This is a genomic window from Actinoallomurus iriomotensis (genome assembly GCF_030269445.1).
Lineage (GTDB): Bacteria > Actinomycetota > Actinomycetes > Streptosporangiales > Streptosporangiaceae > Actinoallomurus > Actinoallomurus iriomotensis.
This window is the reverse complement of record NZ_BSTJ01000002.1, coordinates 171467-186287: the sequence shown is the minus strand read 5'-3', so window position 1 is coordinate 186287 and position 14821 is coordinate 171467. Positions and strand designations below refer to the sequence as shown.

Annotated in this window: 15 protein-coding genes; 11 read left to right on the top strand and 4 right to left on the bottom strand. The window is 73.8% G+C overall.

Annotated features, from left to right (window positions below; genetic code table 11):
• Nucleotides 1–215: 215 nt before the first annotated feature.
• The 3 genes from QSK37_RS09710 to QSK37_RS09700 all read left to right on the top strand — a co-directional run bounded on the left by QSK37_RS09710 (nucleotide 216) and on the right by QSK37_RS09700 (nucleotide 3137).
• Nucleotides 216–1130: a LysR family transcriptional regulator gene (locus tag QSK37_RS09710; RefSeq protein WP_285619112.1), complete on the top strand. Its 915-nt coding sequence runs from the start codon at nucleotides 216–218 to the stop codon at nucleotides 1128–1130.
• A gap of 2 nt (nucleotides 1131–1132) precedes the next feature.
• Nucleotides 1133–1468 (top strand): hypothetical protein, encoded by a 336-nt coding sequence (locus tag QSK37_RS09705; RefSeq protein ID WP_285619108.1) that lies wholly within the window; start codon nucleotides 1133–1135, stop codon nucleotides 1466–1468.
• Between the two features lie 178 nt (nucleotides 1469–1646).
• Nucleotides 1647–3137: an LCP family protein gene (locus tag QSK37_RS09700; RefSeq protein ID WP_285619105.1), complete on the top strand. Its 1491-nt coding sequence runs from the start codon at nucleotides 1647–1649 to the stop codon at nucleotides 3135–3137.
• A gap of 6 nt (nucleotides 3138–3143) precedes the next feature.
• Here the strand turns inward: QSK37_RS09700 and QSK37_RS09695 are convergent, their stop codons facing one another.
• Entirely contained in the window at nucleotides 3144–4478 is a 1335-nt protein-coding gene (locus QSK37_RS09695) for an MFS transporter (RefSeq protein WP_285619104.1), read from the bottom strand.
• A gap of 109 nt (nucleotides 4479–4587) precedes the next feature.
• On the opposite strand from QSK37_RS09695, the gene QSK37_RS09690 reads away from it, so the two are divergent.
• Entirely contained in the window at nucleotides 4588–5205 is a 618-nt protein-coding gene (locus tag QSK37_RS09690; RefSeq protein ID WP_285619102.1) for a TetR/AcrR family transcriptional regulator, read from the top strand.
• Nucleotides 5206–5232: 27 nt separating this feature from the next.
• On the opposite strand, the gene QSK37_RS09685 is transcribed toward QSK37_RS09690, so the two are convergent.
• Nucleotides 5233–5430: a DUF3072 domain-containing protein gene (locus QSK37_RS09685; RefSeq protein ID WP_285619100.1), complete on the bottom strand. Its 198-nt coding sequence runs from the start codon at nucleotides 5428–5430 to the stop codon at nucleotides 5233–5235.
• A 243-nt stretch (nucleotides 5431–5673) separates the two neighbouring features.
• Between QSK37_RS09685 and QSK37_RS09680 the strand changes: the two genes are divergently transcribed.
• Nucleotides 5674–6711 (top strand): fatty acid desaturase family protein, encoded by a 1038-nt coding sequence (locus QSK37_RS09680; protein WP_285619099.1) that lies wholly within the window; start codon nucleotides 5674–5676, stop codon nucleotides 6709–6711.
• 326 nt (nucleotides 6712–7037) lie between these two features.
• Here the strand turns inward: QSK37_RS09680 and QSK37_RS09675 are convergent, their stop codons facing one another.
• A complete protein-coding gene (locus QSK37_RS09675; protein WP_285581222.1) occupies nucleotides 7038–7769 on the bottom strand; it encodes an SDR family NAD(P)-dependent oxidoreductase in 732 nt (243 codons plus the stop codon).
• A 62-nt stretch (nucleotides 7770–7831) separates the two neighbouring features.
• Between QSK37_RS09675 and QSK37_RS09670 the strand changes: the two genes are divergently transcribed.
• Entirely contained in the window at nucleotides 7832–8701 is an 870-nt protein-coding gene (locus QSK37_RS09670; RefSeq protein WP_285619098.1) for a DMT family transporter, read from the top strand.
• Nucleotides 8698–9558, top strand: a complete 861-nt coding sequence (locus tag QSK37_RS09665; RefSeq protein ID WP_285581225.1) for a DMT family transporter — start codon at nucleotides 8698–8700, stop codon at nucleotides 9556–9558. Before QSK37_RS09670 ends, QSK37_RS09665 begins: the two co-directional genes overlap by 4 nt.
• On the opposite strand, the gene QSK37_RS09660 is transcribed toward QSK37_RS09665, so the two are convergent.
• Nucleotides 9539–10600, bottom strand: a complete 1062-nt coding sequence (locus QSK37_RS09660) for an MGDG synthase family glycosyltransferase (RefSeq protein ID WP_285619097.1) — start codon at nucleotides 10598–10600, stop codon at nucleotides 9539–9541. The genes QSK37_RS09665 and QSK37_RS09660 overlap by 20 nt on opposite strands.
• A gap of 29 nt (nucleotides 10601–10629) precedes the next feature.
• Between QSK37_RS09660 and QSK37_RS09655 the strand changes: the two genes are divergently transcribed.
• From QSK37_RS09655 to hpnE, 4 genes are all read left to right on the top strand, one after another.
• Complete coding sequence (locus tag QSK37_RS09655) at nucleotides 10630–11340, top strand: polysaccharide deacetylase family protein (RefSeq protein ID WP_285619096.1); 711 nt, start codon at nucleotides 10630–10632, stop codon at nucleotides 11338–11340.
• Nucleotides 11341–11526: 186 nt separating this feature from the next.
• Complete coding sequence (gene hpnC, locus QSK37_RS09650) at nucleotides 11527–12393, top strand: squalene synthase HpnC (RefSeq protein WP_285619095.1); 867 nt, start codon at nucleotides 11527–11529, stop codon at nucleotides 12391–12393.
• Nucleotides 12390–13247, top strand: a complete 858-nt coding sequence (gene hpnD, locus QSK37_RS09645) for a presqualene diphosphate synthase HpnD (RefSeq protein WP_285619094.1) — start codon at nucleotides 12390–12392, stop codon at nucleotides 13245–13247. Before hpnC ends, hpnD begins: the two co-directional genes overlap by 4 nt.
• Before the next feature lie 240 nt (nucleotides 13248–13487).
• A complete protein-coding gene (hpnE, locus tag QSK37_RS09640) occupies nucleotides 13488–14813 on the top strand; it encodes a hydroxysqualene dehydroxylase HpnE (RefSeq protein ID WP_285581234.1) in 1326 nt (441 codons plus the stop codon).
• The last annotated feature ends 8 nt before the right edge of the window (nucleotides 14814–14821 follow it).

The following is a 14821-nucleotide window of genomic DNA, read 5'->3' as shown; positions in this document are numbered from 1 at the left end:
CACTGACAAGTCGGTCGGCGCCCGCCCGCGACGCCACCGGTGCCGGTGACCGTACGCCCCGGGGTCGCCGGACGGCGCCGGACCGGCGCCACGAGCGGGTTGCCGCCACGGCCGCGGGCCCTGGGGCCCGGCCGTTGCCGCCATCCTCGAAGCCGGGTGTGGCCCGAGTCAATTCCTGGCTTTCCTGGGGATCACCCCAGCGATAGCTTGGGTCGGTGACTCTCGACGACCTGCGGGTGTTCATCGCCGTGTACGAGGCCGGAAATCTCAGCGCCGTCGCCCGCGCCCATTCCTGCACCCAGTCGGCGGTGAGCCAGCACGTCAAACGCCTCGAACGGGAGACCGGCGTGGCGCTGATCGAACGACGGCCCCGCGGCGTGGCGGCGACTCCGGCGGGACGGATCCTGTACGAGGCGGCGCTCGGCGGCATCGGCGCCCTCGACGTCGCGCTCCGGCGGCTCGGCGAGCTCCGCGACGGGCACGGCGGCACGGTCAGCGTCACCACCGGCGGCGTCACCGTACGCCACTTCATGGCCGGCGCGATCTCCGCCTTCCGCCACCGGTATCCGCACGTCGGCCTGGAGTTCCGTTCGGCCCAGTCGACGCGGCGATGCGTCGAGCTGCTGCACGGCGGGGGCGCCGACCTGGCGTGGGTCACCCTCGATCGGCCGTTGCCCCAGATCCGGCAGCGGCCGGTCGTCGACCTGCCCTGGGTGCTGGTGGTCCACGCCGACGATCCGCTGGCCGCGCGGGACTCGCTGGAGCCCGCCGACCTGGCGGCCATCCGCTACATCGCCCACCCGGAGAACTCGGCCTCCCGGCGCCGCCTGGAGGAGGACTTCATCCGGCTGGGGGCGGGCCCGCCCACACCGGCCGGGGTGGCCGACTGGGACACCGCGGTGCTGCTCGCCGAGCTCGGCATCGGCCATGCGATCCTGCCCGCCCTGCCGAGGCTCGTCACCCCGCCCGACAGCCCGATCCGCGCCGTTCCCATCCCCGCCCTGACCCCGCTCACCGTCGGCTGGGCCGTCCGCCAGTGGAACGTCCTCAGCCCTCTCGCCACCGAGTTCGCGGAGCTCGTCGCCGCCGACAACGGGCCGTGCCGTGACGGGGGCGAGGGGGAGACGTGAGCGTGGGAGACGATCTGGCCACGCCCCTGCGCGTGCTGGAGGGCGTCGCGGAGTTCGTCGTCACGACACGCGACCCGGTCTGCGGCGAGCGGCTCGTGCCGATGGGCCGGCGGCCGGCCGGTGACGGTTCCTACGTCCGGCGGCTCTCCGCGACCGGCGACGTCGCCCGCGGCGAAGGCGGTGCCGAACGAGTTCGGGCGGTGGGCCGCGGCCTCCCTGGAGACGGTCGCGTGGCGGGCCGCCGGGTGCGTGTGCCACCGCTCGACCTGCGGCTCGCCATCGCCCGCCGGCGCGGCCTCACCGACCGCGCGGCGGTGGTCCGCGGGCTGGTGCGGTGACCCGGCGGTGTCGGGTGACCACCGTGAGGCTTTCGTCGGCTTGTACCAGATTTAGGTAAATTTCCGCCAGCGTGACCGACTCTGCTGCACAATGACGCCCGGTGCCAAGCCTCGCTGCCCGCCTCAGCGAGCCCCGTGCGCTGATCTCGCATGAGACGCGACGAGCAGAGGAGATGTCATGGCACGACGTGGCGGCCGCCCGCCCGTTCCCATCGCCGGGCTCTGGCGCGCCCTCGGACTGACCCTCGCCTCGGCGGTGGTCTGGGGCGTCGCCCACGTCGCGGCGGGACGCCGCGCCGCGGGGTTCTCGCTCATGGCCCTGCTCGGGTTGCTGGTGTTCGGCGCGGCAACGGCGGCGCTGGCCTTTCAGGAGCGGCTCAAGCAGATGGTGGTCCAGGGCGCCTGGCTGAACGCGATCGCCGCCGGCATCCTGCTGCTGGCGGTCGTCTGGGCGTTGATCGTGATCCGGTCCTTCCAGGTCGTGTGCCCGCGGGGGCTGCCGGGCGCGATGCGGGTCACCGCCGGCGCCCTCGTCGTGACCCTGGCGCTGGTGGTCTGCACCCCACTGGTGTACGCGGCGAACGCGACGTACGTGCTGCGCGACACGCTGTCGAGCATCTTCCCCGGCGACGACAAGTCCGGCGGGGCCGTCAACGCCGCCGACCCGTGGAAGAACCGGCCGCGCGTCAACATCCTGCTGCTGGGCGGGGACGGGGGTAAGGACCGCACCGGCATCCGCACGGACAGCATGACGGTCGCGAGCGTCGACACCAAGACCGGCAACACGGTGCTCCTCAGCCTTCCGCGCGCGCTCTACCGGTTCCAGGTGCCGCCGCGGCTGCGCTCGGTCTGGCCGAACGGCTACACGGGCGACTACCCGCCGAACGGCACCTGCCCGGCCGGCGCCTGCCTGCTCAACGAGCTGTACATCCAGGGCGAGAAGAGGCATCCCGAACTCGAGCCCGGCTACAAGAAGGGCCAGCGTGGCCCGCACCTGCTCGAGGAGGTCATCGGCTATCTCACCGGCCTGAAACTCGACTACTACGTGCTGGTCAACCTCGAGGGCTTCAGGGACATCGTGGACGCGATGGGCGGAGTCAAGGTGCACGTGCAGGCGTCGGCCGACGGGAAACCGCTCCCGATCGGCGGCGACCCGGACCGTGGGATCCCGCCGTCGGGCTACCTGACGCCCGGCTGGCACCACCTGGACGGCGAGCACGCCCTCTGGTATGGCCGTACCCGCCACGCGGACGACGACTTCCACCGCATGGACCGGCAGAAGTGCCTGATGCGGGACATCGCGAACCAGGCCGACCCGCAGAAGGTGGTCACCCACTTCGAGAAGCTGGCGAACGCGGCCAAGAGCACCATCTCCACCAACATCCCGGCCGCGCTCCTGCCCGCCCTGGTCAAACTGGCCGGCACGGTCAAGCGCGGCGCCGACATCAGCAGCCTCTCCTACGACCCGTCGAAGATCCCGGGGTTCCACACCGACCGGCCGGCGGACGCGGCGATCGTCTCGGTGATGCGCCGCGCGGCGGCCCAGGCCATCGCCAAGAGCGCTCAGCCACCCGCCCCGCCGGCGAGCGCGACGCCCGGAGCGCGCCGGACACCGGCCGCCGGGAAGACGTCGTCCGGCGCGTCGGTCTCGCTGAAGAACGCCTGCTGAGGCCGCTCAGCCGCTCGTACGCGCGCGCAGCGCGTACGCGCCGGCGGCCAGGGTGCCCGCGCACAGCGCGGCGGAACTGAGGCCGAGCGACCAGTGCACGCCGATGGCGGCGGCGGCGAGGCCGACGGTGAAGCCGCTTCCGGCCCGCAGCCCGTTCGCGGACATGCCGTACAGGCCGATGACCCGGCCGCGGTCGGCGGCGGACGCGCGCAGCTGTACGACGGTCTGCCCGATCGACATCGACGCCAGGTTGGCCACCCCGCCGGCCACCACCAGCAGCACGGCGAGCGGATAGCTGGTGGTGGTGGCGAAGAACAGGCTGGTCACGCCGTAGATCGTGGTGCTGATGACGGCGGCCTTGGCGGTCGGCCGGATGCGGCCGGTGACCTCGAGCAGGATGCCGCCGATGACGCCGCCCGCGCCGTTGGCGAACAGCAGGATCCCGTACGCCGCCCCCGCGCTGCCGGCCCCGAGGTCGTGGGCGAAGATCGGCATCACCGACTGCAGCGAGGCGCCGACGAAGAACGACCCGAGCCCGGCCAGGATGATCATGCTGACCATGGTGTGGTCGGAGCGAACGTCGCGCAGGACGCGCAGCGAGCCGAGGACGCCGACCCGCGGCCGGGCCGCACCCTGGTCTCGGGTGTGACCGGTGAACCGGGTGCGGAACAGGAACAGGGTCAGCGGCAGGTAGAACGCCACGTTGGCGAAGATGCCGGCGGTGGGGCCGAGCCCGAGCAGCAGCGCCGAGCCGACGACCGGGCCGAACAGGACGCCGAGGCTGCGGAAGGTCGCGTTGAGCCGTACCGCGCTGGGCAGTTCGTCGCGGCCGGCGAAGTCGTGCAGCATCAGCTGTTCGGCGGGCGCCCACAGCGAGCCCGCGCACCCGTGCAGCACGAGCAGCAGGCAGGCCTCCCACACGCGCAGCGATCCGGTGAGGAAGAGCACGCCCCAGGCGATGGAGACGAACATGAACAGCGCCTGCGCGCCCTGGATGAGACGGCGGCAGTCGTACCGGTCGGCCCAGGAGCCGAACAGGACCGACAGCAGCAGGAAGGGCACCCAGTGGCTGATGACCTCGAAGCCGGTCAGCGCGGGGGAGTGGAACTTCTGCCACAGCACCCAGTACGTGATGACGTGCTCGATGTTGTCGGCCATCATCGCCAGGCCGGCGCCGAACAGGTACGGGCGGCAGTCGCGGTTTCGCAGGGCCGCGAATCTCGGCACGGCGCGGCCGCCCGCCGGGGAGCCGGTCGCGAGGTCCGGCTCGGGTGGGATGACGGCCGGTCGGCCGGTCCCGGCTTCGGGCATGTGGGTGGGGATGCCGCAGGCGGCGCACATGGGGATACCTCACGCCGATGGTCGGGGGGATGGGTTGCCGCGGCGCCCGGGTCGGCGTTTCCCACTTACGGCTCACGGTGACTCGTAAGTCAACGTATCATAGCGAGACATGGTGTCTCGCTACACTCGCGGTGTGGTCCTCAACACCGACCCGGCCGCGCCCGGCGCCCGGATGGGGCGGCCCCGGAGCGAGCGCGCCCGCCGGGCGGTGCTCCACGCCGTCGACGACCTCCTGGTCGACGTCGGCTACGCGGCGATGACGATGAAGGGCATCGCCGAGCGGGCCGGCGTGGGGCGGCAGACGGTGTACCGGTGGTGGTCCACCAAGGCCGAGATCCTCCTGGAGGCGTGCCTCACCGACGCCCGTGAGGAACTCGTCGTCCCGCCGCACGCGGACCCGGCCGGCGACCTGCTCGCCTACCTGACCGCCCTGACCGAGTTCCTCACCACCTCGCCTCCGGGGCTCGCCTACCGGGCGCTGGTCGGCGAGGCGCAGCACGATCCCGCCGTACGCGAGCTGGTCCACGGCGCCGACCTGCTGACCGAGAGCGCCCGCGGCGTCCTCGACCGCGTCCGCCGGAGCGCGCCGGACATGCCGGAGACCGCCCTGAGCGCCGCTCAGCTCGCCGGCCCGGTCGTCACGCGGATCCTCACGACGCCCGCGCCGCTGCCGGAGCCGCTGCTCGAAGCCCACGTCGCGTCGCTCCTGCGCGCCTGGGGACGCTGACCGGGGAGGTCTCCTCTCGGCGGTCGCTCAGGCCTGGCGCAAACGTTCGCTGCGGTCCTGGAGGTGGTCGATCAGCTCCGACGCCTCGGCCTTGGACAGCCCTGCGGGCACCTCCTCTCCCGCCTCGCGGGCGAGAGTTCGCAGGTACGACTCCTGTGGACCGGTCATCGGCTCGTCGCCGGTGGCCCAGTCGCCGGGATCCTTCTCCACGGGTCCGTGGCTCATCGTCATCACTCCTTCGAACTGAGGTTCGAACCCCTACCCCCCTGCGCGGCGGCCCTAACCTCTCGGCGCCTCGAAGGAGGGTGGGGCCAGCACCACCATGGGAGCGGTGGTACACGCACCCCGGTACGGGTGCTGACCGGCTGGGACGCCGAGCCCGCCGTTCCTACGGTTTCAGTCAACCGATCACGGCCTCCGAACCCCGGAGGGGCGGGTGCGCCCCGGCGCCGTACCGAGGAGATATCGATGACCCTGACATCCGACGTCACCGTGGCCCGGAGCGGGTTCGCGCCACTGGTCCAGCAGATCCGCGCCCACGGGCTGCTGGACCGCCGCCGAGGCCGCTACGCGTGGCTGATCGGGCTGGACCTGCTCGCCTATGGCGCGGTCTGGGTCGCGGTCGCGCTGACCGGCGTCTCGTGGTGGCAGGCCGTGCTGGTGCTGCCGGCGGCCTTGTTCACGACACGCCTGTACTTCATCGGGCACGACGCCGGGCACGGGCAGATCGCGGCCACGCGGCGGGCCAACCGGCTGCTGGGCCTCCTCGTCGGGAACCTGGGGCTCGGGCTGAGCTACGGCTGGTGGACCGACAAGCACAATCGGCACCACGCCAACCCCAATCACCAGGACAAGGACCCGGACGTCAGCCCGGGCGTCCTCGTCTGGTCCACGGACCAGGCGGCCGGCCGCCGAGGCGCGTTCACCCGCTGGTTCACCCGCAACCAGGGCCGGCTGTTCGTTCCCCTGCTGCTTCTGGAGGGCATCAACCTCAAGGTGAGCAGCGTCCGGTACATCGTGGGCCGCTGCCGTCGCGGCGACCGGCGCGGGCAGGCGTGGGTGGAGGCGCTCCTGCTGTGCGCGCACTTCGGTGGTTACCTCGGGCTGCTGTTCACCGTGCTGTCGCCGGGCGCGGCGATCGCGTTCGTCCTCGCGCACCAGGCGCTGCTCGGCCTCCACCTCGGCTGCGCGTTCGCCCCGAACCACAAGGGCATGCCGATGCCGGGACCGGGGGAGCGCTGGGACCACCTGCGCAAGCAGGTCCTCACCTCGCGGAACGTCCGCGGGGGCGCGGTGACCGACTGGTTCCTCGGCGGCCTGAACTACCAGATCGAGCACCACCTGTTCCCGAGCATGCCGCGCCCTCACCTGAGGCGCGCGCAGCCGCTCGTCCGCGAGCACTGCCGCCTCGTCGGCCTCCCGTACACCGAGGAGGGGCCCATCGAGTCCTACGTCACGGCGCTCCGCCACCTGGACGCCGTCGGTGGTGGCGCAAAGGCGGCCTGACCAGGGGGGATACCATGTGGGATGGCTTGCGAGTCCGCCCAACGAGGGAGCGTTCGCGATGGGTGTCCTCTGATTCCCGGCGATCGTCCTGGGGACCGTCGGCGTCACGGTCAGGGGGCTCTCCCAACTCCTCGCCATCGGGGCGCTGATCCTCCTGATCGACATCGTCGGCGGCCTCCGGTTCGGCCGCCGGCGTGGTCCCCGCTCCGCGCGCCGACGGCGCGGCCCACACGAGGGAGCGGGGGAACGGGAGACCAGATGAGCCGCCCGCCGGCCCGATCTCACACTGAGGCGCGTCCGCTGCCCGGATCCGCGGACGGGACCCGTCAGACGCCCCCGAGGAGGGCGGCGAGTCGCCGGAAGACGCCGGGCGCCGCGCCCCTGAGCCGGGCGGGCGCCTCCAGCCAGCCCGGCACGTACACCTCGGCCCGCTCGCGCTCGACCGCGCCGACGATGGCCCGTGCCACCCGCGCGGCCGGCACCGGGACGGGCCGGGACCGCTCGTACGGCGCGCCGCGCCGGTCGAAGAAGGGCGTGTCCACGACGCCGGGCAGCACCACGGACACGCCGACGGCCGTCTCGGCGCGCAGCGCCTCGGCGAAGGCGATCAGGCCGGCCTTCGCGGCGGAGTACACCGCCTCGCCCGGCACACCGACGACGCCCGCGATGGAGGCCACGAACACGAGGTGGCCGCGGCCCCGGGCGACCATTCCCGGCAGCAGGAGCCGCGTCAGCCGCATCGGTGCGGCGAGGTCGACGGCCAGCAGGTCGTCGATGGTCCGTTCCGGCATGGTGGCGAACGCTCCGGCCCAGCCCGCCCCGGCGTTGGCCACGAGCACGTCGACCGGCCCCGCCTCGGACGCGAGCGCCGTGGCGCCGGCCGGCAGGTCGGCGGCGATCGCCCGCCCGCCGGTCTCGGCCGCCACCGCGTCCAGGGCCGCGCGGTTCCGCCCGGTCAGCAGCAGCCGCGCCTGGGCGTCCGCCATCGCCCGTGCGGTCGCCGCGCCGATGCCGGAGGAGGCGCCCGTGATCAGTACCAGGCGGTCGTCGAGCCTCATGAGCCGATCCTGCCCACCCGTGCGGCGATGCTCACGGACCGGCTGACCGGCGGCCCGGCCCAATGAAGATCTTTTTCGCGCTGGCGGCGGCCGTCCTCATCGGAATCGGCTTCGTCGCCCAGCAGCACGCCGCCTACCGGGAGCCGCTCGGCGAGATGCTGCACCTGAAGCTGCTCAGCCATCTGGCGCGCAACCGCCTGTGGCTGCTGGGCATCGCGGCGATGGTCTGCGGCCAGGTGCTGGGCGCGACCGCCCTGGACGAGTCCGACGTGTCCTCGGTCGAGCCGATCCTGGCCACCAACCTGCTGTTCGCACTGGTCTTCGCCCACGTGCTGTACCGCGAGCCGTTGAACCGCAGGGTCTGGCAGGGCGGCCTCCTCGTGACGGCCGGGTCCGGGCTGTTCCTCGCCTTCGGCCGCCCCCATGCCGGGCAGCCCCCGGGCCCGGAGTCGACGCGCTGGCTCGTCGCCGCGGTCGTCGTCGTCCTCGTGGTGTTGCTCGTGCTGACGGCGCGGCCACGGTCGCTGCGTACGAAGGCCATGCTGCTCGCCGCGTCCGCCGGAATGCTGTGGGGCATCCAGGACGTGCTGACCCGCGGCTCCCTGCTCGTGCTCGGGCACGGCGTGGGCGGCCTGGTGCGGAGCTGGCTGCCCTACGGGATGATCCTCGTCGCGGTCGCCGGGCTGCTGCTCGCCCAGAGCGCCTTCGACGCCGCCCCGCTGCGGATCTCGCTGCCCGCCGCGACCGCGGCCGAACCGCTGATCGGCATCATCCTGGGCATCCTGATCTTCTACGAGCGCGTCCGGACCACCCCGGAGGCCCTCGCCGCGATGGTCGCCGGTCTGCTGATGATGGTCGGCGGCATCGTCGTCCTCGGCCGGTCGCCGTACCTGGGCAAGCGGGAGACGGTCGAGACGGAGAGGCAGCGATGATCGCGGTCGCGCTGGCCGTGCTGGCCGCCGCGAGCAACGCACTCGCGTCCGTGCTCCAGCGGCGTGCGGCGCGTACGGCCCCGGCGGGCCAGGCGTTCCGGCTCGGCCTCATCGCCTACCTCATCCACCGGCCCGCGTGGCTCGGCGGCATCGCCGCGCTCATCGGCGGGTTCGCGTTCCAGGCCGGCGCTCTCCTGTTCGGCGGGCTCGCCCTGGTCCAGCCGATCCTCGTGGTGGAGCTTCCGATCACGATGATGTTCATCGGCTGCGTGTTCCGCGTCCGGCTGGACCGGCGGTCGTGGCTGGCCGTCGGCGTGCTCACCGGGGGGCTGGTGATGCTCCTGCTGGGGGCCATGCCGTCGGAGGGCCACCAGGTCCCCAGCCGGATGCTGTGGGCGGTCGCCACCCTCGTCACGCTCGGGCTGGTCGCCCTTCTGCTGACGGTGGCGCGGCTGGCGACCGGCGCGGGCCGCGCCGCGATCCTCGGGGTCGCGGCCGGCCTGGGCTTCTCCTTCACCGCCGCGCTGATGAAGCAGGCCGTGCGCGAGGTGGAACGGCCGTCCACTCTGTTCACGACCTGGACGGTGTACGCCATGGTCCTGGCCGGGCTGGTCAGCCTCTTCCTGCTGCAGAACGCCTTCCAGAGCGGGCCGCTCGTCGCCGTGCAACCGGCGCTGACCGTCGCCGACCCGGTCGCGAGCATCGGGTACGGCGTGGGCCTGTTCGGCGAGACCATCCGGCTGGGTGCCTGGTCGGTGCTGGAGCTGTTCGCCGTCGGGCTGATCGTGTACGGCAGCACGCTGCTGTCCCAGTCGCCGCCGCTCCGCCGTCAGAAGGTCATGGCAGCAGGCACCTGAGCAGGTCCTCCACCGGCCGCCGCTCGAACAGGGCGCCCGCCCGCTTGAGCCGCCGGCCGCGTTCGAGGGGAGACCGCAGCCGGTCCAGCGAGGCGAGCAGCTCCGCGCCGTCCCGCGCGTGGACGCCCACCCCGGCGCGCGCCATCGCCCGCGCGCCCGCCAGACCGTGCCCGGGGATCGGCCGGTAGCAGATCACCGGGACCCCGGCGGCGACCGCCTCCTCGCAGGTCAGCCCGGACGCGTTGTCGATGACCGCGTACGAGGCGGCCATCAGCTCGGGCACGTCCTCACGCCAGCCGAGCGCGACACAGCCGCCGGTGCGGTCCAGGCTCCGGCGCAGCCGCCGGTTCGCCCCGCACAGGACGACCGGCAGATAGCGGCCCGAGTCCGACAGCACCCGCGTCGTCTCCTCGACCCGGCCCACGCCCCACGACCCGGCGGTGACGAGCACGCGCGGCCGGCCACCGGGCGCGAGCGCCGGCGCGGCGCGGAGGCGCCGGAACTCCGGCCGTACGACGGGCGCGTGACACCACGCCGGGCGTCCGGTCGCCGCCCGTACCTCGCGGACGGCGGCGGGCGTCAGGCACAGGTGGCCGTCGTTGCCCGGATGCAGCCAGAGCCCGTGGACCGCGAAGTCGGTCACCATCACCAGGCTCGGCACCGGGAGCCGGCCGTGCGCGCGCAGGTGCCCGGCGGCCTGCGCGGCCACGTGGAACGTCGAGATCAGCGCGGACGGCGCCCGCCGGCGGACCAGGTCCTCCAGCCGCGCCGCGACCAGGGCGGTGAGCGGCGAGATCGCGGGTGCGCGCGGCGAGGCGAAGAAGACCCGGTAGATCCCGGCGTACAGCCACGGCGCGTGACGCACGGTCCAGCCGTACCCGCGGCGCATCCCGTGTCCTGACCGCAGCGGCAGCAGGTCGAGGACGTCGGTCACCTCGGCGCCGATCCCCATCGTGGTCAGGCGGCGCGCGAGCTCGCCCGCGACCCGGTCGTGCCCCGCGCCCATCCCCGCACTCAGGATCAGCACGGGTCGGGTCGACACCGGCGGGCCCTTTCCGCAGACTGGAGACCGTGGGGCACGCGCCGATCGCGATCGCGGCGGCCGCGGTCGCCGCGGTCCACGTCGCGCCGGCCGCGACCTGGCTGCCGGCCGTCCGCCGCGCCTTTCCCGGACTGGCCGGGACCGGCGCCGCCGACCACGTCGCCCTGACCTTCGACGACGGGCCCGATCCGCGCTCGACGCCGTGTTTCCTGGACGAGCTGCGACGGCTCGGCTGCTCGGCGACCTTCTTCGTGCTGGGCGAACTGCTCGAACGCCATCCCGGCCTCGGCCGCCGCCTCGTCGCAGAGGGCCATGAGGTCGCCGTCCACGGCTGGCGGCACCGGTACGCCCTCACCACCCGGCCCGGCCGGACCGCGGCCGAGATCCGCGCGACCGCCGCGCTGGTCACCGAGGTCACCGGGGCACGCCCGTCGTGGTACCGCCCGCCCTACGGCGTGCTCAGCGCCGAGGCCCTCGCACAGGCCGGCCGGTGCGGCCTGCGGCCGGTGCTGTGGAGCGCGTGGGGCCGGGACTGGACGGCCGACGCCTCCCCCCGGTCGGTGCTGGCGACGCTGGAGCCGGACCTGCGAGGCGGGGCCACCGTCCTGCTGCACGACTCCGACCACACCGCCGCTCCCGGAGCGTGGCGGTCGGCGCTCGGCGCCCTGCCGGAGCTCGTGGGCCGCTGCCGCGCGGCCGGTCTTCGCGTGGGGGCGCTGCGGGACCACGAAGTGGTCTGACCGGCCGCCGGGCGGTCGCCGGACGCCACCGCGAGACCGGCGCGCGAATCGTTGGCCCGGACTTGGTTTCGCATTTACCATAAGCGTGCCATTCGCATCCGATAATGCGTTGTCTAAATTGGGTAATGTGCAGGGTGCTGGTCTACGTCTGAGTTTATTCGACGGCATGCCGGAGATCATTCCTTCATGCTGTCCAGCGTGCCCACCAGGCGAGATGTCGTGCGCAAGGCCCGGCACGAGAACTTTCCCGTCGCCTCACGCCTGCTGCCACGCCGTTATCGCGGCCACCTTATGAACGTTTATTTGTTCGCTCGTTCGGTGGACGACGCCGGGGATGAGTCCGCACCCGCGTGGCGGCTTTCGTACCTCGACGCGATCGACGCCGACCTCACGCGCCTCTACGCGGGGTCGGCGCCGCGTCTGCCCTTCGTCCGCGCGCTCGCCGGCACGGTCGAGGCCTGCGCGATCCCGCCGGAACCGTTCCGCCGGCTCGTGGAGGCCAACCGCCGGGACCAGTCGGTGTCGCGGTACACCACCTACGACGAGCTGCTCGGCTACTGCGAGCTGTCCGCCAACCCGGTCGGGCACATCGTCCTGCACGTCTTCGGCCGGGCCGACCCGTCGCGGTTCGCCCTGTCGGACCACGTCTGCACGGCGCTGCAGATCATCGAGCACTGCCAGGACGCCGCCGAGGATCACGCGCGGGGCCGGGTCTACCTGCCGGCCGAGGACCTGCGCCGCTTCGGCGCCACCGAGGAGGACCTGGTCCGGGCGCCGACGTCCGTGCCGCTGCGCCGGGTCCTGGCGCTGCAGACCGGCCGGGCGAAGGCCCTGCTGGACTCCGGCGGACCGCTCGCGGCCTCGCTGACCGGGTTCGCGCGGTTCGCGGTGGCGGGGTACGTCGCCGGCGGGCGCGCCGCCGTCGCGGCGCTCGAACGGGCCGACCACGACGTGGTGGGCCGGGCCGTACGCCCCGCCACCCGCAGGCTGCTGGCCGAATGGCCGGTGGCGGCCGTGGGCCGCACGGCACTGGGACGAGAGGCGGCACGGTGAGCACGGCCGAGGCCTACCGGCACTGCGAGCAGGTCGTCCGTGAACGGGCGCGCAACTTCGCCTACGGCATCCGCCTGCTGCCGCCCGCCAAGCGCCGCGCGCTCAGCGCGGTGTACGCCTTCGCCCGCCGCATCGACGACATCGGGGACGGCAGCGGGCCCGCCGCCCAGAGGCTGACGCGTCTGTCCGAGGCCCGCACCGCGCTGCACCGGGCCGAGCCGGACCCGGGCGACCCCGTGCTGGTCGCCCTGCGCGACGCCGCGCGGCGGTTCCCGATCCCGGTGCGCGTCTTCGACGAGCTGATCGACGGCTGCGCGGCGGACGTCGAGGGCGTGTCGTACGAGCGGTTCGGCAGCCTGCTGGCCTACTGCCGGTGCGTCGCCGGGTCCGTCGGGCGGCTGTCGCTCGGCGTCTTCGGCACCTCCGACCCCGACACGGCCGAGCCGCTGGCGGACGCGCTCGGCGTCGCGCTGCAGATCACCAACATCCTGCGCGACATCCGTGAAGACCGGCTCGCGGGCCGGATCTACCTGCCCGCGGAGGACCTGGAGCGGTTCGGGTGCACGCTCGACATGGACGCGGCCGGCGAGTTCACCGACCCGCCGGACCGGCTCGCCGCGCTCATCCGCTTCCAGGCCGAACGCGCGCGCACCTGGTACGAGCACGGAGACCGGCTGGTGCCGATGCTCGACCGCCGCAGCGCCGCCTGTACGGCGGCGATGGCCGGGATCTACCGGCGCCTGCTGGCGCGCATCGCCGCCGACCCCGCCGGGGCGCTCAGCACCCGCCTGTCGCTGTCGCGCTGGGACAAGACCATGGTCGCCGCCCGCTCGCTCACCGGGGCGCAACTATGACCGAGCGGAGCGAGGGAGTCAAAAGGCGCGGGCCTGTGGTCACGTCCTCCGACGGGGGAGGGCTCGTGACCGAGCGGAGCGAGGGAGTCGAAAGGCGCGGGCCTGTGGTCACGTCCTCCGACGGAGGAGGGCCCGTGACCGAGCGAAGCGAGGGAATCGAAGGCGCGGGCCTGTGGTCACTCCCTCCGACGGAGGAAGACTCATGACCGCCCGGTCACTCTTGCCGACGAAGGGGGTTTCATGACGGGGCGCGTCGCCGTCGTCGGCGGCGGGCTGGCGGGCATCGCCGCCGCCCTCGCCGTGGCCGAGACGGGCCGGCCCGTGACGCTGTACGAGGCGCGCCCGCGGCTGGGCGGCGCGACGTACTCGTTCGAGCGGGACGGGCTCACCGTCGACAACGGCCAGCACGTCTTCCTGCGCTGCTGCACCGCGTACCGGACCCTGCTGGAGCGGATCGGCTCGGCCGGGTACGTGCGGATCCAGGATCGGTTCGAGGTGCCGGTGCTCGGCCCGCACGGGCGCTCCGCCCGGCTGCGGCGCGGACGGCTCCCCGGCCCGTTCCACCTGCTGCCGGCTCTGGCCCGCTACCCGATGCTGCCGCCGGCCGCCCGGCTGCGTGCCGTACGGGCCGCCGTGGCGCTCGGCCGGGCCGACCCGGCCGACCCCGCGCTCGACGCGATCGACCTGGACACCTGGCTGGCCGCCCACGGGCAGGACGGGCCCGCGCGGCGCCTGCTGTGGGAGCTGTTCGCGGTCGCCGCGCTCAACATCGGCATGGACCAGGCGGCCGTGGGTCCGGCGGCGATGGTGTTCCGGACGGCCCTGTTCGGGCGCGCGGACGCCGCCGACATCGGCGTGCCCGCCGTCCCGCTGGGCGAGCTGCACGGCGTGCCGGCCCGCGCCGCCATCGAGGCCCGCGGCGGCGAGGTGCGCCTGTCCGCGAAGGTCAAGGCCATCGAGCCGGGCCCGACGGTGCTGCTGGACGGCGTACGGGAGGAGGCCTCGGCCGTGGTGGTCGCCACGCCGCACCGGCAGGCCGCCGAACTCGTCCCGCGCGAGGCGGCGCCGGACCGCGACCGGTGGAGCGGCCTGGGCGCCAGTCCGATCGTCAACGTCCACGTGGTCTACGACCGGCGGGTCACCGATCTGCCGTTCGCCGCCGTCGTCGACTCGCCGGTGCAGTGGGTCTTCGACCGGACCGCCGCCGGCGGCCCGGACCGCGGCCAGTACCTCACCGTCTCGGTGTCGGCGGCACGCGACTGGATCGACCGGCCCGCGGCGGAGGTCCGCGCGGCCTTCCTGCCGGCGCTCGAACGGGTCTTCCCGGCCGCCCGCGCCGCGCGCGTCACCGACTTCTTCGTCACCCGCGAGCGCCACGCCACCTTCCGGCAGGGGCCGGGAAGCGGCGCGCTCCGCCCGCCCCCCGCCACCCGGTGGCCGGGGCTCTACCTCGCCGGCGCGTGGACCGACACCGGCTGGCCCGACACGATGGAGGGTGCCGTGCGCAGCGGCCTGACCGCCGCCGCCCTCGTCCGGCGGCACCTCGACCGGAACGGCCCGTCATGACGGGCGAC

What these genes read in the sequence shown, in the direction of transcription:
- QSK37_RS09700 (WP_285619105.1), top strand. Translation starts at nt 1,647, where the DNA reads ATGGCACGACGTGGCGGCCGCCCGCCCGTTCCCATCGCCGGGCTCTGG.
- QSK37_RS09695 (WP_285619104.1), bottom strand. Translation starts at nt 4,478, where the DNA reads ATGTGCGCCGCCTGCGGCATCCCCACCCACATGCCCGAAGCCGGGACC.
- QSK37_RS09690 (WP_285619102.1), top strand. Translation starts at nt 4,588, where the DNA reads ATGGTGTCTCGCTACACTCGCGGTGTGGTCCTCAACACCGACCCGGCC.
- QSK37_RS09685 (WP_285619100.1), bottom strand. Translation starts at nt 5,430, where the DNA reads ATGAGCCACGGACCCGTGGAGAAGGATCCCGGCGACTGGGCCACCGGC.
- QSK37_RS09680 (WP_285619099.1), top strand. Translation starts at nt 5,674, where the DNA reads ATGACCCTGACATCCGACGTCACCGTGGCCCGGAGCGGGTTCGCGCCA.
- QSK37_RS09675 (WP_285581222.1), bottom strand. Translation starts at nt 7,769, where the DNA reads ATGAGGCTCGACGACCGCCTGGTACTGATCACGGGCGCCTCCTCCGGC.
- QSK37_RS09670 (WP_285619098.1), top strand. Translation starts at nt 7,832, where the DNA reads ATGAAGATCTTTTTCGCGCTGGCGGCGGCCGTCCTCATCGGAATCGGC.
- QSK37_RS09665 (WP_285581225.1), top strand. Translation starts at nt 8,698, where the DNA reads ATGATCGCGGTCGCGCTGGCCGTGCTGGCCGCCGCGAGCAACGCACTC.
- hpnC (WP_285619095.1), top strand. Translation starts at nt 11,527, where the DNA reads ATGCTGTCCAGCGTGCCCACCAGGCGAGATGTCGTGCGCAAGGCCCGG.
- hpnE (WP_285581234.1), top strand. Translation starts at nt 13,488, where the DNA reads ATGACGGGGCGCGTCGCCGTCGTCGGCGGCGGGCTGGCGGGCATCGCC.